The sequence below is a fragment of the Streptomyces sp. NPDC111802 genome (genome assembly GCF_055634335.1).
This window is the reverse complement of the sequence record NZ_JBVKCZ010000029.1, coordinates 29005-49062: the sequence shown is the minus strand read 5'-3', so window position 1 is coordinate 49062 and position 20058 is coordinate 29005. Positions and strand designations below refer to the sequence as shown.

Here is a 20058-nt window from a genome sequence, read left to right as displayed (position 1 = left end):
CTTGCAAAGGAAGGCGGGGGGCCAGGCGGGGTTACTTGTCGTCGGCCGTGTTTTCTCCGGACGTTTCCTCGGACGTCGCCTCCGAGGCGGCCTCCGCGGACGTCTCCTCTTCGGAGGTCGCAGCCTCAGGGGCCTCCTCGGACACCGCAGTCTCGGAAGGCTCCTCCGAAGCCACAGCCTCGGACACCCCGACTTCGGAAGCCACGGCCTCCGACGCCACGGCCTCAGACGCCACAGCCTCCGATGCCCCCGTCGGCACCAGTACCGCAGCCTCCTTGGCCACGGACAGCAGCACCGTGTCCTGCGGCTGCTGGTCCTCGAAGTTCTCCGGGTGGTGGCACGCCACTCGCTGGCCCGGCTTCAGCTCCGCCAGCGGCGGCTCCGTCGTCCGGCAGATCTCCGTCGCCTTCCAGCACCGGGTGTGGAAGCGGCAGCCGCTCGGCGGGGCGATCGGCGAGGGCACGTCACCGCGGAGCAGGATGCGATCGCTCTTGACGCCCCGGCGCTTCGGGTCCGGGATGGGCACGGCCGACATCAGGGCCTTGGTGTACGGGTGCATCGGCGCCGTGTAGAGCGACTCACGGTCGGCGAGCTCGACGATCTTGCCGAGGTACATCACGGCGATACGGTCCGAGACATGCCGTACGACCGACAGGTCGTGGGCGATGATCACGTACGTGAGGCCGAGCTCCTGCTGGAGGTCGTCCAGCAGGTTCACGACCTGCGCCTGGATCGACACGTCGAGGGCGGAGACGGGCTCGTCCGCCACGACCAGCTTGGGGTTGAGCGCGAGGGCGCGGGCGATGCCGATGCGCTGGCGCTGGCCGCCGGAGAACTCGTGGGGGTAGCGGTTGTAGTGCTCGGGGTTGAGACCGACCACCGACAGCAGCCGCTGGACCTCCTTCTTGATGCCGCCCTCGGGCTCGACGCCCTGGAGCTTGAAGGGGGCGCCGACGATCGTGCCGATGGTGTGCCGGGGGTTCAGCGAGGAGTACGGGTCCTGGAAGATCATCTGCACGTCACGGCGCATCGGGCGCATCTGCCCGATACCGAGATGCGTGATGTCCCGCCCCTCGAACTCGACCGTGCCGCCGGTCGGTTCGAGCAGCCGGGTGATCAGCCGGCCCATCGTCGACTTGCCGCAGCCCGACTCGCCGACGACGCCCAGGGTCTCGCCCTTGCGCACCTCGAAGTCGATGCCGTCGACCGCGCGCACCGCGCCGGTCTGCCGCTGGAGCAGGCCCTTGCGGATCGGGAAGTGCTTCTGAAGGTCCTTCACCCTCAGCAGGACCTCGCCGTCGGCGGCGCCGTCTTTCGTGAGGGTGTCCTTCTGCGCGGGGATGTTCACCGCTTTTTCGTCGCTCACAGCTTCGGCGCAATCTCTTCGGTCCAGATACGCTCCCGCTGCTCCTGGCTCATGTGGCAGGCGGCCCAGTGCCGGGTGCCGACCTCGGCCAGCTCGGGGCGGACCGTGCGGGTGACGTTGTCCTTCGGGATGTCCGCGTACGGGCAGCGCGGGTGGAACGGGCAGCCGGACGGGACGTTGATCAGGGAGGGCGGCGCGCCCTTGATCGGGATGAGCCGTTCGGTCTCCTCGCGGTCCAGGCGCGGCATCGAACCGAGCAGGCCCCAGGTGTAGGGGTGGCGGGGCTCGGAGAAGATCGACTCGGCGGGGCCGCGCTCCACGGGCCGGCCCGCGTACATGACCAGCAGGTCGTCGGCCATCTCGGCGACGACGCCCAGGTCGTGCGTGATCATGATGACCGCGGAGCCGAACTCCTTCTGCAGATCCCGGATCAGGTCGAGGATCTGCGCCTGCACGGTGACGTCCAGGGCGGTGGTCGGCTCGTCGGCGATGAGCAGCTCGGGGTTGTTCACCAGGGCCATGGCGATCATGGCGCGCTGGCGCATACCGCCGGAGAACTCGTGCGGGTAGCCGTCGACGCGCTTGTCGGGCTCGGGGATGCCCACCCGGTCCAGCATCTCGACGGCCCGCTTGCGGGCCTCCTTCTTGCTGACCTTGTTGTGGACCCGGTACGCCTCGATGATCTGCTGGCCCACCGAGTAGTAGGGGTGCATCGCGGACAGCGGGTCCTGGAAGATCATCGCCATCTTGCGGCCACGCAGCCGGCGTACCTCGTCGGGGTCGGCGGCGATCAGCTCCTGGCCGTCCAGCCAGACCTCGCCGGACACCTTGGCGCGCGCCGAGCGGTGCAGGCCCATCACCCCGAGCGAGGTGACGGACTTGCCGGAGCCGGACTCGCCGACGATGCCCAGGGTCCGCCCGCGCTGCACGTCGAAGCTGACGCCGTCCACGGACTTGACCAGGCCGTCGTCCGTGTCGAAGTGGATGCGCAGATCGCGCACGGACAGGAACGCGTCGTCCGTGTCGGACGGGGCGGCGACGGCGGGTTCGCCGAGCGCCGCTTTCTCGAGCTTGCTCACGAGTACCTCACCCGGGGGTCGATGGCGGCGTACACCAGGTCGACGATGAGATTGCAGAAGACGATGAAGAAGGCCGCGACCAGGGTGACGCCCATGACGATGGGCAGGTCGTTGTCCTTGATGGACTGGACCGCGTAGGCACCGATGCCCTGCAGGGAGAAGACGGTCTCGGTGAGCACCGCCGTGCCGACGAGGGTGCCGAAGTCCATGCCGAAGATGGTGACGATCGGGGTCAGCGCGGCGCGCAGGCCGTGCTTGGTGACGACCGTCGTCTCCTTGAGACCCTTGGCCCTGGCCGTACGGATGTAGTCCTCGCCCATCGTCTCCAGCATGCCCGCCCGGGTGAGTCGGGCGTAGAGCGCGGAGAAGAGGAAGGCGAGGCTGACCCAGGGCAGTACCAGGTGCCAGGCCCATTCGGCGGGGTTGTCGGTGAACGGGACGTAGTCGATGCTCTCCCAGATGGGGATCTCGTACACGAAGAGGGCGAGAAGCACCTGGCCGGTGAAGAAGATCGGCAGGGAGACGCCGGCGAGCGCGATGAACATCGAGATGCGGTCGATCGGACGGCCCTTGCGCAGCGCCGAGACGACTCCGATCGTGACACCGGAGATCACCCAGATCACGGCCGCGCCGACGGCCAGCGAGAACGAGACCGGGATCCGTTCCTGCAGCTGGGGCCACACCTCGACGTGACTCTTGAAGGAGTAGCCGAAGCACGGGGCGTCACAATGGGTGGCGTCGGGACCGAACTTGTAGTCGGCGCCCACCACGAGGCCCTTGATGTAGTCCCAGTACTGGACGGCGATGGGCTGGTCCAGCCCGAGGTTCCGCTTGATGGCGGCGACGGACTCGGGGTTGGCGTCCTTGCCGACATACTGCGTGGCCAGCTGGTCGGCGGTCTGGCCACCGAGCCGTGGCACGAGGAAGAAGATCGCGAAGGTGACTGCGCTGACCACCAGCAGCAACAGCACCGCGCCGAAGACGCGTCGGATGATGTACGCAGCCACAGCTGTACGGCTCCGATCGGCCGGGGTGGGTTCTGCCCACCCCGGCCATCCGGTGCCTTCACCTGCCTTTCAGGGGGATCCGGCCTTGCTGGTTACTACTTTGTGGAGCTCATCAGCAGGTAGTCGTACATGCCGAGGTAGGCCTGCGTGACCGTGACGTTGGCCGCGGACTCCGGCCTGTACAGCAGGTTCTTGCGGTAGATCAGCGGGACGACCGAGGCGTTGTCCATCACCATCTTGTCGATGTCACCCCAGGCCTTGGTGCGGGCCGCGTCGTCGGTGTTGGCGATCGCGTCCGTCAGGGCCTTGTTGATCTTCGGGTCGTCCAGCTCCATCAGGTTGTTGCCACCGGAGGGCTTGATGGCCGCGCCGTTGACGATCTGGTCGAGGAAGCCGAAGCCGGTCGGCCAGTCAGCACCCCACGCCATCGACAGCATGCCGAGCTTGTTCTCGTGGACGTAGCTCGGGACACCGGCGAAGTTGGAGAAGTACTTACCGGACGGGAACTGCTTGATCTCGACGTTGATGCCGACCTTCTTCAGCGAGGCCTGAACGGACGTGGCCGACGCCACCTCGGCGGGACGGTCGGAACGCGCGGTCAGGATCGTGTCGAAGCCGTTCGGCTTGCCACAGGCCTTCAGCGCTTCCTTGGCCTTGGCCACGTTGCCCTTGTTGCCGTCCGTGGCATAGGTGTCGAACTTGGTGTAGCCGTTCACCGACGGCGGCAGCAGCGTGCTCGCCACGTCACCCTTCGGCGGACCACCGATGGCGTCCTGGACGGACTTCTTGTCGATGGCCCACTGCACGGCCTTGCGGCAGTCGGCGTTGTCGAACGGCTTCACGTTGACGTTGAGCGCGATGTACTGCGTCGCACCGGCGTAGGAGCCGTCCGTCGAGGCCGCGTTCTTACCCGTCAGCACCTTCGGCTGGGTCGCCGGCTGGACACCGGTGCCCGCCGCGTCGGCCGTGATCTTGTCGGAGAGCAGGTCGTTGTCGACCGTCACCGGGTTGACCTTGAACTTGATCGAGATCTTGTCCGGCAGCGCCTTGCGGACCGGGTCCGTCTTGGCGTCCCAGTTCTTGTTGCGGACGAGGGTGGCGCTACGGCCCTCCTCGTAGGACTCGAACTGGTAGGGGCCGGAGGACACGATGTTCTGCACGTACTTCGCGCCGGTGTCCTTGGCCTGCGGCACCGGGGCCGTCTGCGAGAACGTCGCCAGGTAGTCGAAGTCCGCGAACGGCGCCTTCAACTTGAAGACGATCGTGTTGTCGTCCGGCGTCTCGATGGACTTCAGGCCCTCGGCGGACTTGTCCTTGTACGGGCCCTTGTACTTGTCGCCACCGTCGAGGTACGCCTTGAAGTACGTCGGGCCGTTGGACAGCGCCTCGGGCGCGAAGTTGGAACGCTCGATGGCGTACTTCACGTCCTTGGACGTGATCGGCGTGCCGTCCTGGTACTTCAGACCCTTGCGGAGCTTGTACGTCCAGGTCTTGGCGTCGGCGCTGGGCGTACCCAGGGACTCCGCCAGGTCGGGAACGACCTCGAGGCCTTCCTTGCCGGCCGCCGGCTTGAACGTGGTGAGCGCACGCGCGTAGAGACGGGAGAAGTTCTGCACCCATCCGTAGTACGTGTTGCCCGGGTCAAGGGAGTCCGGCACGTCCGAGTGCTCGTACGTGACCGTGCCTCCCTTCTTGTTCGACGCGTTCACGATGGAGGTCAGCGCGGCGTCCTTCTTGCCGTTGCCTCCGCCGTTGCCGTCGTTGTCATCTCCGCCACCACACGCGGCAGCACCCAGTGAGAGCGCTACGACCGACGCGATGGCGGCGGTCACCCTTCTCGTCTTCACCTGAGGAAAGCCCCCTCAATCGATGGATCACTTGCTGCGAGGGTCGAGGGCGTCACGCAGCCCGTCACCCAGCAGGTTGAAGGCCAGGACGGTGATGAAGATCGCCAATCCGGGCACGAACATGTACTGCGGATCCGCTGTGTAGAGATCCACAGCGTTGCTGAGCATTCCGCCCCAGGAGGCCTGTGGCGGAGCGATGCCGACTCCGAGGAAGCTCAGCGCGGCCTCGAAGAGGATGTTCGTCGGGATGATCAGCGTCGAGTAGACGAGGATCGGCGCGACGAGATTGGGGAGCAACTCGCGGAACAGGATGTACGGGCCGCGTGCGCCCAGGCTCGTGGAGGCCTCGATGAACTCCCGCCTGCGCAGGGTCATGGTCTGCGCGCGCACGATGCGGCCGATGTACGGCCAGCTGAAGAAGCCGATCACGAAGATCAGCACGCAGATGCGCAGCGGAAGCCCTTGGAGCCCGAAGAAACCGTCCTGCACGGAGGCCGAGATCGAGATCGCGAACAGCAGCAGCGGGAACGCCAGGAAGGTGTCCATCAGCCTGCTGATCACGCTGTCGACCACACCGCCGTAGTACCCGGCGACCACGCCGAGCACGGTGCCGATGCACACGGACAGGAGCGTGGCGCCGCCCGCGACGAGCAGCGACACCCAGGAGCCGTCGATGATGCGGGCGAGCATGTCACGGCCGTACTGGGGGTCGACGCCCAGCGGGTGGTCCCAGCTCATTCCGCCCCAGCCGCCCTTGGGGGCGAGCAGGGCCGGGTCGATCAGGTCCTGGTTGAACTGGTTGGGGTCGAGGTCGAACACCCACAGGATCGGCTTGGAGAGCACCGCCATGATCACGAGGCAGATGACGACGACGCCACCGGCCATCGCGACCTTGTCCCGCTTGAAGCGCATCCAAGCGATCTGGCTGAGCGAACGCCCCTCGATCTGGCTCTTCTTGACTCCGGCGAGCACGGCCTCGGGCTGTGCTTCGGCCTCCGCTCCCGTTGTCTCGATCGGTGCGGTCACGGTGAGATTGACCCCTCTCGGCCGACGGTTGCCGACCCCCTTGCTGCCGCTGTAGCGGTTGCTTTATCTCGTACACAGGACCGACCGGCCCGTGTCTTGCGGGGAGTCTTCAACGCATTGGCGATCTGTTGCCAGAGCTGGCGGGGAAAGGATGCGCAACCGTGATGCTGTCTGTGGGGTTCCGTTATCCGAACAGCGGGTAACGATCGGCGGACGTGCGCCAGTCGGGGCGTATGAGGGCGGACCGGGACCTTCCGATCGCATCTACGCGCGGAGATGTGCCTGTGAAACCGCAGCCAGCGGACGCATGCACCTACGAAGTCGGGCTGCCGACTGAACGGTAGGTTAGCGCGTCAAATGATCAGTAACGGCCCTGTGCCGGAGGGTAACCGTAGCCACCCGCGGGGGCCTGCGCGGGGGCGGCGTGTGCCTCGCGGTCGTAGAACGGGCGGGCGCCCGCCCGCATCCACATCGCGACCGGATCGTCCTCGTCGGACATCGCCACGGTCGAGACCGGCAGCCCGTCCGGGACCGCGCCGATCGACTGGAGCATCATCGCGCGCACCGAGTCCACCGCGGGCGGGCTCGTGTCGTACACGTCGAGCCCGATGGCGAGATACGGCGCGCCGAGCGCCGGCTGCACCCAGGCGCGGCGCAGGGAGCGGACGGCCGGGGTGCGGTGGGCGTTCTGCGTGAGCAGGGCGTAGAACTGCGGGATCTCGATGCCGGGCTCCGACAGGCGCAGCGGTCCGGCGGGCTGGCGGTCCAGGCCGGTGGCGATGCGACGCAGGTCGAGCCAGGGGATGCCGACGCCGCCGCCCGGGGCGTGCGGGTTCAGCCAGAGGCCGAAGTGGTCCGGATACAGGGCGCGGGCCACCTCGACGCCGTCGACGACCTCGTAGCTGCGGTTCCAGCCGCTGGCCGACAGCTCCTGGGCGGAGGTGACGCACGGGGCGTAGCCGTAGCCGTCGACCTCCATGTTTCCGTACTGGGCGTCCGGGGAGCCGGTCTGGCCGTGCCACAGCAGCATCCAGATCTGGCCGGTGTTCGGGGTCGCGAGCGCGCGCAGGAGTGCCTCGTAGGCGTCGTAGCGCCCGGGGGTCACCTGGCGCAGCATGTGCTCGACCTGTCCGGTCGAGGTTGTGCCAGCGCTCACTTTCTACCGCCCCTCCGTACAACACCTTGCCCGAACTGTGCCCCTAGCTTAAGCCCGCCCAGGAGCTCGGAACTTGCTGCCACATCGCGGCTGTCGGGGGCGCTTCGCCTAGCCGCGTTGGTAGAAGGGCCGTACCTTCGCCCGCATCCACTCGATCACCGGGTCCTGAGCCACGTCCAGCAGCACCAGGTTGACGGGCCAGGCGACCGGCGCGCGGCCCAGGGCGCGGGCGAGGGCGTCCATGGGTGCGGCCCGCAAGTCGCCCTCCCAGTGGGAGAGTTCCACGCCTATGAACATCACCGGGTCGGCCGTCTCGATGGCCGCCAGGCAGCGGCGGGCCGTAGTGACCACGCCGGTCTCGGCGAACGTGGCCGACGCCGCCGCGAGGAAGTCGACCGGGTCGTCCTGCCAGTCGGGCTCGTAGAGCTTGACGCGGCCGCCGGAGGTGAGACCGTCCAGCGGGGTGCGGCCCACCCGGCAGAGCTCGGCGACCGCCGCCGGGGGCAGGGGGACGCCGACCACGCCGTCCGGGTTCAGGGCGATGCCCATGTGCGGGGGCAGACCGCGGGCGAACTCCACGGCCGGGGCGATCGTGTACGACATGTGGGCGCCGACGACCTGGCGGAACTGTTCCTCGGAGCTGAAGACCGGGACGTATCCCTGGCCCTCGATCTCCACCGTCGGCAGGTCCAGCGGGCCGCTGTGCGGGCCGCCGCCGCTGGGCAGGGGCACCCAGACGAAGCTGCGGCCGAGCACCTCGATGATCCTCCCGCCCGCCGAGGGCAGGCCGAGGGAGGCCGAGAGCACCTCCTCCAGCTCGTTGCCGGGCCAACCGCCGTGCGGATGGAGGTGTGCCGGTGCCGGGAAGTCCGCGGGGAGATCCGCTGCGAAGTCCATCTGTCTGACCGCCTGCTGTGAACCACGTCTGAGGCCAAAAGGCTAGCTGGTGTCCGGCCGGCGCAGGTCTACGGGCGGTCATCCAGCGAATACGACCGGTCAGCCCACGGCCCACCTACCAGCCGACCGCCCCCACGCATGGCCGCTCGACCCCGCGAACCCGACCCGCCGTATCCCGGCCGGGCCGCGGCCAGACAGCCGGCCTGCGATGGCACAGGAAGGCCCACCGCGGACACCTCGCCACGCTGGGGATAGCCGTCCGGGCCGGTGCGGGGGGCAGCCCCACCGCCCTCCCGCCCCCGCGTATGGCACTCACCCCGCGACCCAGATCCCACCGCAGCGAGACACCTCGCCAAGCTTGCGACAGCCCTCCGGACCGGTGCGGGGGGCAGCCCCACCGCCCTCCCGCCCCCGCGTATGGCACTCACCCGCGACCCAGATCCCACCGCAGCGAGACACCTCGCCAAGCTTGCGACAGCCCTCCGGGCCGGTGCGGGGGGGGCGGCAGCCCACCGCCTCGACCGCCAAAGTCCGACCCGCCCCCGCCCACGACCGCTCAGCCGCCCGCCCGTGCCGGCGACCAGTCACCCGGTGAAGCCGATCCGGCGCAGTACATCCGCCGCATCGCGGTCGACCAGTACCGCCGAGCCGCACCCCGGCGGCAGGTCGCCCTTTGCCACCGAGCGCAGTAGGCGGGAGGCGGCGGTGCGGTGGCGTAGGAAGGCGTAGCGCGAGACGCCTCGGCCTCGCTCTCGTTGGCCCTCCAGCGCGGTGCCGGGGGTCACGTCGAGCAGCAGCAGGTGGAGGGTGCCGCCGCGGCGGCGGGCCTCGCGGGCCAGCCAGGCGCGCACCCAGGTCTGCGTACCGCAGTCGTGCACGACGACGCCCTCGCCGCTGCGCAGGGCGCGGCGCAGCCCGGCGTAGTGGGCGAGGCGGACCAGGGGCCGGTAGAAGGCGTAGGGGACGAAGCCCGGCATCCGGTCGTCCCAGCGGTCCCGGGTGTCCTGGGAGTCGACACGCAGGCCCTTCACGGTCCGCTTCATCAGCGTGGACTTGCCGCTGCCGGGCAGGCCGGTGATGACGACGAGGTCCCTGGGACCGAAGAGCAGCGCGTGCGGGCTGTGCCCGGAGCGCTCACGCAGATCGCGGACCACGGGCGCGGGGCACATGGCGCGGGCCTCGGCGGCCGGGGCGGCGGGCTGCTTGGGCAGCGCAAGGCCCGAGGTCGTCGCGTACGCCGTGGTGCGGTTCACCGTCATCGTCCTCCTCCGGGGTCAGGATTCCCCATCCCCACTGAGCGTAAAGAGAAGGTAATAGAGCATCCCTCGCTTTTTCGTTCGCTTACTGCCACAAGCCGGTTACAGACATGGCCCTGCCACGGACGAGCCCGGCATGCAATGATGTCCGCGCCAACTGCATACCGGCCGTTTGAATCCGCGCGGGAGAGTCCTCGGCAGTGCATCGCCGGGGCGCCGAAGGAGCAAGTCCCTCCCTTGAATCTCTCAGGCCCCGTTACCGCGCGGGCGAGGCACATCTGAAAAGCGGGCCACCCCTCTCTTCGAGAGCGGGCGTGGCTCCACCCAAGGTGCAAGTCCTGATCGTCCCCGTGGCGGTCGTGGCGAACCTCTCAGGTTCCGATGACAGATGGGGAGGAACGACCTCGCCCTCCCCCACGCTCGAATTCGCTCGCGCGGGGGGACCCCCATCGCCTTGGGAGACACCGACCGATGAGCAGTACCAAATCCCCCGACCAGCGGCGTACCGCGCTCGATGCCCTGCATCGCTCGCTCGGCGCGACGATGACCGACTTCGCCGGCTGGGACATGCCCCTGCGCTACGCCTCCGAGCGCGACGAGCACAACGCCGTACGCACCAAGGCCGGCCTGTTCGACCTCTCGCACATGGGCGAGATCACCGTCACCGGCCCGCAGGCCGCCGCGCTGCTGAACCACGCCCTCGTCGGCAACATCGCCTCGATCGGCGTCGGCCGCGCCCGCTACACCATGATCTGCCAGGCCGACGGCGGCATCCTCGACGACCTGATCGTCTACCGGCTCGCCGAGACCGAGTACATGATCGTCGCCAACGCCTCCAACGCCCAGGTCGTGCTGGACGCGGTCACCGAGCGCGCCGCCGGCTTCGACGCCGAGGTGCGCGACGACCGGGACGCGTACGCGCTGCTCGCCGTACAGGGCCCCGAGTCCCCGGGCATCCTGAAGTCGCTGACCGACGCCGACCTCGACGGCCTGAAGTACTACGCCGGCCTGCCCGGCACCGTCGCCGGCATCCCCGCGCTCATCGCCCGCACGGGTTACACCGGCGAGGACGGCTTCGAGCTGTTCGTGAAGCCGGAGCACGCCGTCGAGCTGTGGCAGGCGCTGACCAAGGCGGGCGAGAGCGCCGGCCTGGTCCCCTGCGGGCTGTCCTGCCGCGACACCCTGCGCCTCGAAGCGGGCATGCCGCTGTACGGCCATGAGCTGACGACCTCCCTCACCCCCTTCGACGCCGGGCTCGGCCGGGTGGTGAAGTTCGAGAAGGAGGGCGACTTCGTCGGGCGCGAGGCGCTGGCCGAAGCCGCCGACCGTGCCGACCGGAACCCGCCGCGCGTCCTGGTCGGCCTGGTCGCCGAGGGGCGTCGCGTCCCGCGCGCCGGGTACCCGGTCGTCGCCGGCGGCGAGGTCATCGGCGAGGTCACCTCCGGCGCGCCCTCCCCCACCCTGGGCAAGCCCATCGCCATGGCGTACGTCGACGCCGCGCACTCGGCGCCCGGCACGGCCGGAGTCGGCGTGGACATCCGCGGCAGCCACGAGCCGTACGAGGTCGTGGCCCTGCCGTTCTACAAGCGGCAGAAGTAACGCCAGACGTAGAGACTGGCAGCGGACGAGCGCGTGACCCTGCGCACATTTCCGCTGCTCACACACGTTTTCAGCAGTCCCCCATTCACCACCACTCCCGCGCGTACAGGAGAATTCAGGCCATGAGCAACCCCCAGCAGCTGCGCTACAGCAAGGAGCACGAGTGGCTGTCGACCGCCGAGGACGGCGTCTCGACGGTCGGCATCACGGAGTTCGCGGCCAACGCGCTCGGCGATGTCGTCTACGCCCAGCTCCCCGAGGTCGGCTCGACGGTGACCGCGGGCGAGACCTGCGGCGAGCTGGAGTCGACCAAGTCGGTGTCCGACCTGTACTCCCCGGTCACCGGTGAGGTCACCGAGATCAACGAGGACGTGGTGAACGACCCGGCGCTGGTGAACTCCGCGCCCTTCGAGGGCGGCTGGCTGTTCAAGGTACGGATCACGGAGGAGCCGGCCGACCTGCTCTCCGCCGACGAGTACGTCACCCACACCGCCGGCTGAGGAGTCGTATCCCTTATGTCTGCCCACATGTCTGCTTCCATGCCTGACAAGTCTCTTCTGAACGCGCCCCTGCACGAGCTGGATCCGGCGATCGCCGCCGCGCTCGACGCCGAGTTGGAGCGCCAGCAGTCCACCCTGGAGATGATCGCCTCCGAGAACTTCGCGCCGGTCGCGGTGATGGAGGCGCAGGGCTCGGTCGCCACCAACAAGTACGCCGAGGGCTATCCCGGCCGCCGCTACTACGGCGGCTGTGAGCACGTCGACGTCGCCGAGCAGATCGCCATCGACCGGGTCAAGGAGCTGTTCGGCGCCGAGTACGCCAACGTGCAGCCGCACTCGGGCGCCTCCGCCAACCAGGCCGCGCTGTTCGCGCTGGCCCAGCCCGGCGACACCATCCTCGGCCTGGACCTGGCGCACGGCGGCCACCTCACGCACGGGATGCGGCTGAACTTCTCCGGCAAGCAGTTCAAGGTCGTCCCGTACCACGTGGACACCGAGACCGGCCTGGTCGACATGGCCGAGGTCGAGAAGCTCGCCAAGGAGCACAAGCCCAAGGTGATCATCGCGGGCTGGTCGGCGTACCCGCGCCGGCTGGACTTCGCCGAGTTCCGCCGGATCGCCGACGAGGTCGAGGCGTACCTGTGGGTCGACATGGCGCACTTCGCGGGCCTGGTCGCCGCCGGTCTCCACCCGAACCCGGTCGAGTACGCGGACGTCGTCACCTCCACCACCCACAAGACGCTGGGCGGTCCGCGCGGCGGCATCATCCTGGCCAAGAAGGACTTCGCGAAGAAGCTGAACTCGTCCGTGTTCCCGGGCTTCCAGGGCGGCCCCTTGGAGCATGTGATCGCGGCCAAGGCGGTGTCCTTCAAGGTCGCCGCGAGCGAGGAGTTCAAGGAGCGCCAGCGCCGCACGGTCGAGGGCGCGCGCATTCTCGCGGAGCGCCTCACGGCCGCCGACGCCCGCGAGGCCGGCGTGAACGTCCTGTCCGGCGGCACGGACGTGCACCTGATCCTCGTCGACCTGCGCGAGTCGGAGCTGGACGGCCAGCAGGCCGAGGACCGCCTCCACGAGGTCGGCATCACGGTCAACCGCAACGCCGTTCCGAACGACCCGCGCCCGCCGATGGTGACGTCGGGCCTGCGCATCGGCACGCCCGCCCTGGCCACCCGGGGCTTCACGGCCGAGGACTTCGCCGAGGTCGCGGACGTCATCGCCGAGACGCTCAAGCCGTCGTACGACGTCGACGCGCTCAAGGCCCGGGTCAAGTCGCTCGCCGACAAGCACCCGCTGTACCCCGGTCTGAACAAGTAGTTCCTTTCCGTGGGGTGTCCCGCACACTGGTCAGTGAGCGGGCGGGGCACCCCGCGGAAACCCTCCGCACCACCCCGTATTGAGGAGTTTCCCGTGGCCATCTCGGTCTTCGACCTGTTCTCGATCGGCATCGGCCCGTCCAGCTCCCACACGGTCGGCCCGATGCGCGCGGCACGTATGTTCGCCCACCGCCTGCGCAACGAGGGTGTGCTGCCCTCGGTGGCGTCCATACGCTCCGAGCTGTACGGCTCGCTCGGCGCGACCGGCCACGGCCACGGCACCCCGAAGGCCGTACTGCTCGGCCTGGAGGGCGCCTCGCCGCGCACGGTGAATGTGGAGACGGCGGACGAACGGGTCGAGAAGATCAAGTCGGGGGGCCGTCTGAGGCTGCTCGACGACCACGAGATCCCCTTCGACTTCGACAAGGACCTCGTGCTGCACCGCCGTAAGACACTGCCGTACCACGCGAACGGCATGACGCTGTGGGCGTACGACGAGTCCGGTCACGAGCTCATGTCCAAGACGTACTACTCGGTGGGCGGCGGCTTCGTCGTCGACGAGGACGCGGTCGGCGCGGACCGCATCAAGCTCGACGACACGGTCCTGAAGTACCCCTTCCGCACGGGCGACGAACTGCTGCGCCTGACGCAGGAGACGGGCCTGTCGATCGCCGCGCTGATGCTGGAGAACGAGCGGGCCTGGCGCACGGAGGAGGAGATCCGCGCGGGTCTGCTGGAGATCTGGCAGGTCACGAAGGCTTGTGTCGCGCGGGGCATGGCACGGGAGGGCATCCTGCCGGGCGGCCTGAAGGTCCGGCGCCGGGCGGCGAACACGGCCCGCAAGCTGCGCTCCGAGGGCGACCCGAAGGCGCTCGCCATGGAGTGGATCACGCTCTACGCGATGGCCGTGAACGAGGAGAACGCGGCGGGCGGCCGGGTGGTGACCGCGCCGACGAACGGCGCCGCCGGGATCATCCCCGCCGTGCTCCACTACTACATCAACTTCGTGCCGGGCGCGGATGAGGACGGGGTGGTCCGCTTCCTGCTCGCCGCGGGCGCGATCGGCATGCTCTTCAAGGAGAACGCGTCCATCTCCGGCGCCGAGGTCGGCTGCCAGGGCGAGGTCGGCTCGGCCTGCTCGATGGCGGCGGGCGCGCTGGCCGAGGTCCTCGGCGGCAGCCCGGAACAGGTGGAGAACGCCGCCGAGATCGGTATGGAACACAACCTCGGCCTCACCTGCGACCCCGTCGGCGGCCTCGTCCAGATCCCCTGCATCGAGCGCAACGGCATGGCCGCGGTCAAGGCGGTCACCGCGGCCCGCATGGCCATGCGGGGCGACGGCTCCCACAAGGTGTCCCTGGACAAGGTCATCAAGACGATGAAGGACACGGGCGCCGACATGTCGGTCAAGTACAAGGAGACGGCTCGGGGAGGGCTGGCGGTCAACATCATCGAATGTTGACAATTCCACGTCAGGTACGCGTCAGCCGTGGCACGGTGGGGCATACACCCAGTCCAACTCCTCTCCCCTCACCGGCACTTCCGGAGTCCCCCCATGATCCGCGGCATCGATGTCAGCGCGTACCAGTCCTCCTCCTACGGCACCGACGGCCTCTCCTTCGTCTTCATCAAGGCGACGGAAGGCCGCTCCTACGTCAACCCCAAACTCGCCGCCCAGACGAAGCGCGCCCGTGACGCCGGCCTGGTCGTCGGCTTCTACCACTTCCTCTGGCCCGGCAACCTCTCCGCCCAGGCTGACTACTTCGTCAGCAAGGCCCCCGAGAAGGCGGGCGACATCCTCGCCGTCGACTGGGAGACGACGAGCGAGGGAACGCACGCGAGCAACGCGGAGAAGGACCTGTTCATCCGGAAGCTGAAGGAGAAGCGACCGAACAATCCGGTCATTCTCTACGCAAATCGCCACTACTGGCTCAATGTCGACACCACGTCCTACGCCGGCGACGGCCTGTGGATCGCCGACTACGTGACGGCGGGCAAGCCCCGCATCCAGGCGAAGTGGCGCTTCCACCAGTACACGGACGACCCGGTGGACAAGAACGTGGCGAACTTCTCCAGCAAGGCGGCGTTGCGGGAGTGGGCCGAGAACGCATGACGAAGGGGCGCCCTTCCCCGTGGGGAGAGCGCCCCTTCGTAGGCGTCACTTGCTCAGGTAGGCCCAGAACTCGTCGAACGACAGGAGCTTGTCGCCGTTGAGGTCGCGGCTCTTGATGATCGCCTCCGCGACGGCCTCGGTCACGTTCCAGTCGCCACCCTGAGCCAGAGCGGACTTGAACTCGGCGGCGGTGATGGTGCCGTCACCGTCCGCATCGATGCGCTCGAACTGCTTGCGTGCTTCCTCGATGTCGATCTGCGCCACCGATCCGCCCCTTTTCGTCGTACCTTGTTGCCTTGCTGACGGAGGTCAGATTATCCGCCCACGCGAGCCACCTGTGCGGCGACCACCCAGGTGAACTACTCCTCAGGAAGCGCGAGGATGACGGCCGTGGCGGAGCGGAGTCTGCGGGACATTCTGGACGCGGTCGCGCGGGGTGTCTTTCCGCCCGCGGACGGCCGTACGACGGTCGTGCCCCAGCCCTCGCCCCGGAACGCGGGTGTTCTCGCCTTCACCGCGCACTCCGTCGTCTTCACCGACGAGGATCCGGCGTGGGTGTACGACACCCTGCGCGGCGTGGACTGCGACACGCTGGCCGCGCCGATGAACCCGAGCTTCCTCGCGGCCCTCATGGAGCGGACGGGACGTACGGCCGAGACGATCGACGCGGTCCTGGTCGGCACCCCACTGCCCGGCGAACCGCCGCTCGCGCTGCGGGAGATCGAGGACGCCGGCCACCCTCGAATCGGCTACGCCCGCGGCCGGCGCGACGAGGTGCGCGCGTGGGCGGCGCAGGGCGGGGTCCTGGTGATGGGGCGCGGGGTCGCGGGGCGGCTGGAGGTGTCGGTCGAGGTGGACGAGGCGGTACGGCACCGGGGGCTGGGGCGGCTGCTGGTGGCGGCGGCCCGGCATCTCGTCACGGAGCCGTTGTGGGCACAGGTGGCGCCGGGGAACGCCCGCAGCATGCGGGCGTTCCTGGAGGCCGGGTACCGGCCGGTGGGCGCGGAGGCGCTCCTGCACGTAGAGCGTGCCGCAGCTGGTGCGCCAGGCCGGGTCGGGGGTGATGCGGTCGACGTCGACACGGCGGTCGGCGGCGGCCTTGATCCGGTCGTCGAACTGGACGGGGCAGGCGGCCGGGGCGGGGGCGGCCTTGGCGGCGGCCGCGCGAGCCGAGGTGGCGGAGGAGGCGGGGGTCGCGGGAGCCGTGGCGGCCGTCGTGGCGAGGACGGCCGAGAGGGACAGCACGGCGGCAGCGGCCCGCCGCCGCAGGCGAGTTGTGATCATGGGAGCACGATTGCGGAGCTACGGCGACGAGTCGGGGATCTTCACTCGTTCGGCGGCGTGTCCGCCGATCGGGGTCAACCGGCCGTCGGCTAGCGGAAGATGCCGGTGTGGCCGAGGGAGTAGCGGCCCGGCTGGGGGTACACGGCGAGACCGTGCGGGCCCTTGCCGACCGGGATACGGGCGACTTCGGCGCCGGTGCGGGTGTCGATGGCGTACACCTCGGAGTCGTAGCGTCCCGACAGCCACAGCACCTTGCCGTCGGTGGAGACGCCGCCCATGTCGGGGCTGCCGCCTTCGGGGAGCCGCCACTTCTTGGTGAGCTGGTTCCGGGTGAAGTCGAAGACGGAGACGGTGCCCTCGCCGCGGTTGGAGACGTACATCTCGCGGGAGTCGCGGCTGACGTAGAGGCCGTGGCAGCCCTTGCCGGTGGGCAGGAAGGCGGGCTTGCTGAACCTGTCGCCGTCCAGCACCCACATGCCGTCCGCCATCATGTCGGCGATGTAGAACCGCTTGCCGTCGGGCGAGATCTTGACGTCCTGGGGCATGGCGCCGTCGAAGGGGAGCTTCTGCTGTCCGACGACCTTCATCTTCTCGGTGTCGACCTTCAGCAGTTCGCCGCTGAACTCGCAGGACACGATGAAGTAGCGGCCGTCGAGGGAGAAGTCGGCGTGGTTGACGCCGTAGCAGGAGACCGGTTCGGTCTTGATCGGCTTCATGGTGTGGGGGTCGCGGAAGACGAGTTCGCGGTCGAGGGAGGCCATGACGACGGCGTACTTGCCGTTGGGGGTGAAGTAGAGGTTGTACGGGTCGTGGACCTCGACCTCCTTGCCCGCCTTGCCGGTCTTCGGGTCGATGGGGGTGAGGGTGTGGCCGCGGTTGTTGTTGACCCAGAGGGTCTTCAGGTCCCAGGACGGGACGACGTGCTGGGGCTGGCGGCCCACGGGGATGGTCTCGATGACCTCGTACGTCTTCGGGTCGATGACGGAGACGGTGTCCGACTCGGTGTTCGGGACGTAGACGCGGGACGGGAAGTCCTTGACGACCGGGGAGAGCTTGTTCGGGCGGTCGGCGGCGTAGACGTCCTTCGGGTCGAGGACGGGAGGCATGCCGGGGAGGCCCTTGACGGTCTCCTCCTTCACCGGGGCGGGGATGGCGGCCCGGGTGCCGTGGGTTTCTTCGGCGCGGTCCCTGTTCCCGACGGACTCGGTGCCGCAGGCGGTGAGTGCGAGGAGGGTCAGGGTGGTGAGGAGGGGGCGGGGTTTGAGGTTCATCGGCAGGTCTTCCGGTGGGGGGTGTCGCGGGGGGGGTGTGGCGGTGTCTGGGTGGGGTCGCCAATGATCACGACTATTTAATGAGAATTACGCCGAAAATCACGCTATTACCCGATCAGCGTCATTTCGGGTCGCCGGCCGCTCTCTCTCGCCCCCGCCGCCCCTACCCGTCCCATCCCCAGGGGCTCCGCCCCTTCGACCCCGGGTGCCTTCTGGGGGCTGCCGCCCCCAGACCCCCGCTGTCGGCCCTGAACGGGCCTCGTCCTCAAACGCCGGACGGGCTGAGATTGCCTGGACCGGCAACCAGAGGCGACCGCAACCCGGTGACCGCCCCCAGCGGGTGGGTGGGGGCCAGGCACGGCACGGGGCTCGACCTCACACGCCGGACGGGCTGACATTGCCTGGACCGGCGACCAGAGGCGACCGCAACCCCGTGGCCGCCCCCAGCGGGTGGGTGGGGGCCAGGCACGGCACGGGGCTCGACCTCACACGCCGGACGGGCTGAAATGCCTGTACCGCCGCCACGCGAGCACACCCAGTCTCAGCCGGGGCTCAGCCGCCGGAGGCGAGCGTCAGCGGTCTGCCACCCTCATCTCGAACCACGTCGTCTTGCCGCGTGGTAGCAGGTCCACGCCCCAGCGGTCGGAGAGTTTGTCGACCAGGAACAGGCCCCGGCCGCTGATGTCCATCTCCTGGACCGGCATCAGACAGGGCAGGCCCCTGGACGGGTCGCGGACCTCGATGCGGATCCAGCCGCGGCGGCGGCGCATACGGAGGCCGAAGACGCGGGCGCCGGTGTGGCGGACGGCGTTGCCGACCAGTTCCGAGACCAGCAGGACCGCGTCCTCCGTCATTTTCGGAGTCAGGCCCCACTGCCGTAACACCACCACCTGGGCCAGCCGGCGTGCCGTCGCGGCCGACTCCGGGCGGGACGGGAGCGGAACTTCCGCCTCCGTGGGATTGCCGAACAGTTCCAGCGCCTTCGATGCAGCTTCGTCCTCGACCGCCGGCGACCAGCGCGCCGCAGCCGCACGGCCGTTTCCCCGCGGGTGTTCGACACCCTCCAGCCCCGCCATGCCCCCATCATGGCCGCCCGCAGCGCCCGCCGTGGCCGTTCCTGAGGAATACACCCCCCGGAAGCCCTCATTCCGCCGCACTCGGCTGGCATATGACAGGGGCAGTTCGGGGCTCTCAACAGCCTGTCTGACCTGCGACGAAGGGTCTGTTGACGGCAATCGACGGGCTCCCTCGACAAGACACGCTTAAGGCTGCCTTAAGGCTGCCATAAACCGCCCCATCGAGGGACCCGGATCAGACACCCCGTCAATTGCAAGTGCTTCGGGCGAGTTTCAGGGGTGACATTTCAGAGGAACTTCGCCTTGCCCGGCCCCTCCTCGACGAAGCTCCGCATCCCCCGCTCCCGGTCCTCCGTCGCGAACAGGCCGGCGAACCAGCCGCGTTCCACCGCAAGGCCCGTCTCGATGTCCGTCTCCAGGCCGGTGTCGATCGACTCCTTCGCGGCACGCAGCGCGATCGCCGGGCCCTGTGCCAGCTTCGCCGCCCACGCGTGCGCCTCGGCGTAGACCTGGTCCGGCGCCACGACTCGGTCCACCAGGCCCAACTCCCGTGCCTCGTCGGCCTTCACCATACGGCCGGTGAAGATCAGGTCCTTCGCCTTGGACGGGCCTACCAGCCGGGCCAGCCGCTGGGTGCCGCCCGCGCCCGGGATCAGGCCGAGCAGGATCTCCGGCTGGCCCAGCTTGGCGTTGTCCGCGGCGATCCGGTAGTCCGCGCACAGCGCCAACTCGCAGCCGCCACCGAGCGCGTAGCCCGTCACCGCCGCGACCACCGGCTTCGGGATCCGGGCCACCGCCGTGAACGACTCCTGCAGGGCCCGGCCGCGCAGGACCATCGCCGTGTGGTCCATGTCCTGCATCTCCTTGATGTCCGCGCCCGCCGCGAACACCTTCTCCCCGCCGTAGATCACCACGGCCCGCACGTCGTCACGCCGGGCCGCCTCCTCGGCCAGCTCCTTGAGCCGGTCCTGGGTGGCGACGTCCAGCGCGTTCATGGGCGGGCGGTCGAGACGGAGGGTACCGACACCTTCGGCGACTTCGAGATTCACGGTCATGCGAGCAGGTTAACGGGGGCTAACGAAGTGTGGTGGAGTGCGGTCAGCCACACCCGGCCGGGGATCTGGGGGTTACCCCCAGACGAGCACAGCACGGGGGCCAACAGCGGGCGGTGAAGTGCGGTCAGCCACACCCGGCCGGGGATCTGGGGGTTACCCCCAGACGAGCACAGCACGGGGGCCAACAGCGGGCGGTGAAGTGCGGTCAGCCAC

The 20058-nt window shown here is 69.0% G+C and carries 17 protein-coding genes, 2 pseudogenes and 1 riboswitch; of the genes and pseudogenes, 6 read left to right on the top strand and 13 right to left on the bottom strand.

All coding sequences use genetic code 11. The features are described from left to right. Positions 1-31 precede the first annotated feature (31 nt). From ACZ7NC_RS28885 to ACZ7NC_RS28850, 8 genes are all read right to left on the bottom strand, one after another. Positions 32-1366, bottom strand: coding sequence for an ABC transporter ATP-binding protein (locus tag ACZ7NC_RS28885; protein ID WP_471492415.1), 1335 nt, complete (start codon positions 1364-1366; stop codon positions 32-34). Then, positions 1363-2445, bottom strand: coding sequence for an ABC transporter ATP-binding protein (locus tag ACZ7NC_RS28880; RefSeq protein ID WP_471492414.1), 1083 nt, complete (start codon positions 2443-2445; stop codon positions 1363-1365). The genes ACZ7NC_RS28885 and ACZ7NC_RS28880 overlap by 4 nt, the downstream gene beginning before the upstream one ends. Next, positions 2442-3452, bottom strand: coding sequence for an ABC transporter permease (locus tag ACZ7NC_RS28875; protein WP_471492413.1), 1011 nt, complete (start codon positions 3450-3452; stop codon positions 2442-2444). Before ACZ7NC_RS28875 ends, ACZ7NC_RS28880 begins: the two co-directional genes overlap by 4 nt. A 95-nt stretch (positions 3453-3547) precedes the next feature. Further along, positions 3548-5299 (bottom strand): ABC transporter substrate-binding protein, encoded by a 1752-nt coding sequence (locus tag ACZ7NC_RS28870; protein ID WP_471492412.1) that lies wholly within the window; start codon positions 5297-5299, stop codon positions 3548-3550. Positions 5300-5326: 27 nt separating this feature from the next. Further along, positions 5327-6325: an ABC transporter permease gene (locus ACZ7NC_RS28865; RefSeq protein WP_471492411.1), complete on the bottom strand. Its 999-nt coding sequence runs from the start codon at positions 6323-6325 to the stop codon at positions 5327-5329. Positions 6326-6686: 361 nt separating this feature from the next. Next, positions 6687-7481 (bottom strand): enhanced serine sensitivity protein SseB C-terminal domain-containing protein, encoded by a 795-nt coding sequence (locus tag ACZ7NC_RS28860; RefSeq protein ID WP_471492410.1) that lies wholly within the window; start codon positions 7479-7481, stop codon positions 6687-6689. A 108-nt stretch (positions 7482-7589) separates the two neighbouring features. Beyond that, the gene (locus ACZ7NC_RS28855; protein ID WP_471492409.1) at positions 7590-8378 is read right to left on the bottom strand and encodes an enhanced serine sensitivity protein SseB; all 789 of its coding nucleotides are present in this window, start codon (positions 8376-8378) and stop codon (positions 7590-7592) included. A 584-nt stretch (positions 8379-8962) separates the two neighbouring features. Then, positions 8963-9637: an AAA family ATPase gene (locus ACZ7NC_RS28850; protein ID WP_471492408.1), complete on the bottom strand. Its 675-nt coding sequence runs from the start codon at positions 9635-9637 to the stop codon at positions 8963-8965. Between the two features lie 170 nt (positions 9638-9807). Beyond that, a riboswitch (glycine riboswitch) is annotated at positions 9808-9906 on the top strand. A 199-nt stretch (positions 9907-10105) separates the two neighbouring features. Between ACZ7NC_RS28850 and gcvT the strand changes: the two genes are divergently transcribed. The 5 genes from gcvT (at position 10106) to ACZ7NC_RS28825 (ending at position 15159) form a co-directional block, all read left to right on the top strand. Next, positions 10106-11233, top strand: coding sequence for a glycine cleavage system aminomethyltransferase GcvT (gene gcvT / locus ACZ7NC_RS28845; protein ID WP_471492407.1), 1128 nt, complete (start codon positions 10106-10108; stop codon positions 11231-11233). A 122-nt stretch (positions 11234-11355) separates the two neighbouring features. Beyond that, complete coding sequence (gene gcvH / locus ACZ7NC_RS28840) at positions 11356-11733, top strand: glycine cleavage system protein GcvH (protein ID WP_471492406.1); 378 nt, start codon at positions 11356-11358, stop codon at positions 11731-11733. Positions 11734-11772: 39 nt separating this feature from the next. Further along, on the top strand, positions 11773-13047 hold the full coding sequence (gene glyA / locus ACZ7NC_RS28835) for a serine hydroxymethyltransferase (RefSeq protein ID WP_471492405.1): 1275 nt from the start codon (positions 11773-11775) through the stop codon (positions 13045-13047). Between the two features lie 93 nt (positions 13048-13140). Continuing rightward, positions 13141-14508, top strand: coding sequence for an L-serine ammonia-lyase (locus tag ACZ7NC_RS28830; RefSeq protein ID WP_471492404.1), 1368 nt, complete (start codon positions 13141-13143; stop codon positions 14506-14508). Between the two features lie 93 nt (positions 14509-14601). Next, positions 14602-15159 (top strand): glycoside hydrolase family 25 protein, encoded by a 558-nt coding sequence (locus ACZ7NC_RS28825; protein ID WP_471492403.1) that lies wholly within the window; start codon positions 14602-14604, stop codon positions 15157-15159. A gap of 45 nt (positions 15160-15204) precedes the next feature. Here ACZ7NC_RS28825 and ACZ7NC_RS28820 read toward each other — a convergent pair whose 3' ends face one another. After that, positions 15205-15423 (bottom strand): EF-hand domain-containing protein, encoded by a 219-nt coding sequence (locus ACZ7NC_RS28820; protein WP_471492402.1) that lies wholly within the window; start codon positions 15421-15423, stop codon positions 15205-15207. A gap of 117 nt (positions 15424-15540) precedes the next feature. On the opposite strand from ACZ7NC_RS28820, the pseudogene ACZ7NC_RS28815 reads away from it, so the two are divergent. Further along, positions 15541-16176, top strand: a pseudogene (locus ACZ7NC_RS28815) (GNAT family N-acetyltransferase); the annotation flags it as partial. A gap of 3 nt (positions 16177-16179) precedes the next feature. On the opposite strand, the pseudogene ACZ7NC_RS28810 reads toward ACZ7NC_RS28815, so the two are convergent. The 4 genes and pseudogenes from ACZ7NC_RS28810 to ACZ7NC_RS28795 form a co-directional block, all read right to left on the bottom strand. Further along, positions 16180-16443 (bottom strand): annotated as a pseudogene (locus tag ACZ7NC_RS28810) (ADP-ribosyltransferase); the annotation flags it as partial. Between the two features lie 89 nt (positions 16444-16532). After that, positions 16533-17714 carry a YVTN family beta-propeller repeat protein gene (locus tag ACZ7NC_RS28805; RefSeq protein ID WP_471492401.1) on the bottom strand — a complete coding sequence of 394 codons (1182 nt, stop codon included), beginning with the start codon at positions 17712-17714 and terminating at the stop codon, positions 16533-16535. Between the two features lie 572 nt (positions 17715-18286). Continuing rightward, on the bottom strand, positions 18287-18790 hold the full coding sequence (locus tag ACZ7NC_RS28800) for an ATP-binding protein (protein ID WP_471492400.1): 504 nt from the start codon (positions 18788-18790) through the stop codon (positions 18287-18289). 287 nt (positions 18791-19077) lie between these two features. Next, entirely contained in the window at positions 19078-19845 is a 768-nt protein-coding gene (locus ACZ7NC_RS28795; RefSeq protein WP_471492399.1) for an enoyl-CoA hydratase/isomerase family protein, read from the bottom strand. Between the last annotated feature and the right edge of the window lie 213 nt (positions 19846-20058).

Excerpts from the sequence above, each read along its gene's own strand:
- ACZ7NC_RS28805 (WP_471492401.1), bottom strand. The coding sequence starts at position 17,714 with ATGAACCTCAAACCCCGCCCCCTCCTCACCACCCTGACCCTCCTCGCA.
- glyA (WP_471492405.1), top strand. The coding sequence starts at position 11,773 with ATGCCTGACAAGTCTCTTCTGAACGCGCCCCTGCACGAGCTGGATCCG.
- ACZ7NC_RS28795 (WP_471492399.1), bottom strand. The coding sequence starts at position 19,845 with ATGACCGTGAATCTCGAAGTCGCCGAAGGTGTCGGTACCCTCCGTCTC.
- ACZ7NC_RS28850 (WP_471492408.1), bottom strand. The coding sequence starts at position 9,637 with ATGACGGTGAACCGCACCACGGCGTACGCGACGACCTCGGGCCTTGCG.
- ACZ7NC_RS28825 (WP_471492403.1), top strand. The coding sequence starts at position 14,602 with ATGATCCGCGGCATCGATGTCAGCGCGTACCAGTCCTCCTCCTACGGC.
- ACZ7NC_RS28800 (WP_471492400.1), bottom strand. The coding sequence starts at position 18,790 with ATGGCGGGGCTGGAGGGTGTCGAACACCCGCGGGGAAACGGCCGTGCG.
- gcvT (WP_471492407.1), top strand. The coding sequence starts at position 10,106 with ATGAGCAGTACCAAATCCCCCGACCAGCGGCGTACCGCGCTCGATGCC.
- gcvH (WP_471492406.1), top strand. The coding sequence starts at position 11,356 with ATGAGCAACCCCCAGCAGCTGCGCTACAGCAAGGAGCACGAGTGGCTG.
- ACZ7NC_RS28855 (WP_471492409.1), bottom strand. The coding sequence starts at position 8,378 with ATGGACTTCGCAGCGGATCTCCCCGCGGACTTCCCGGCACCGGCACAC.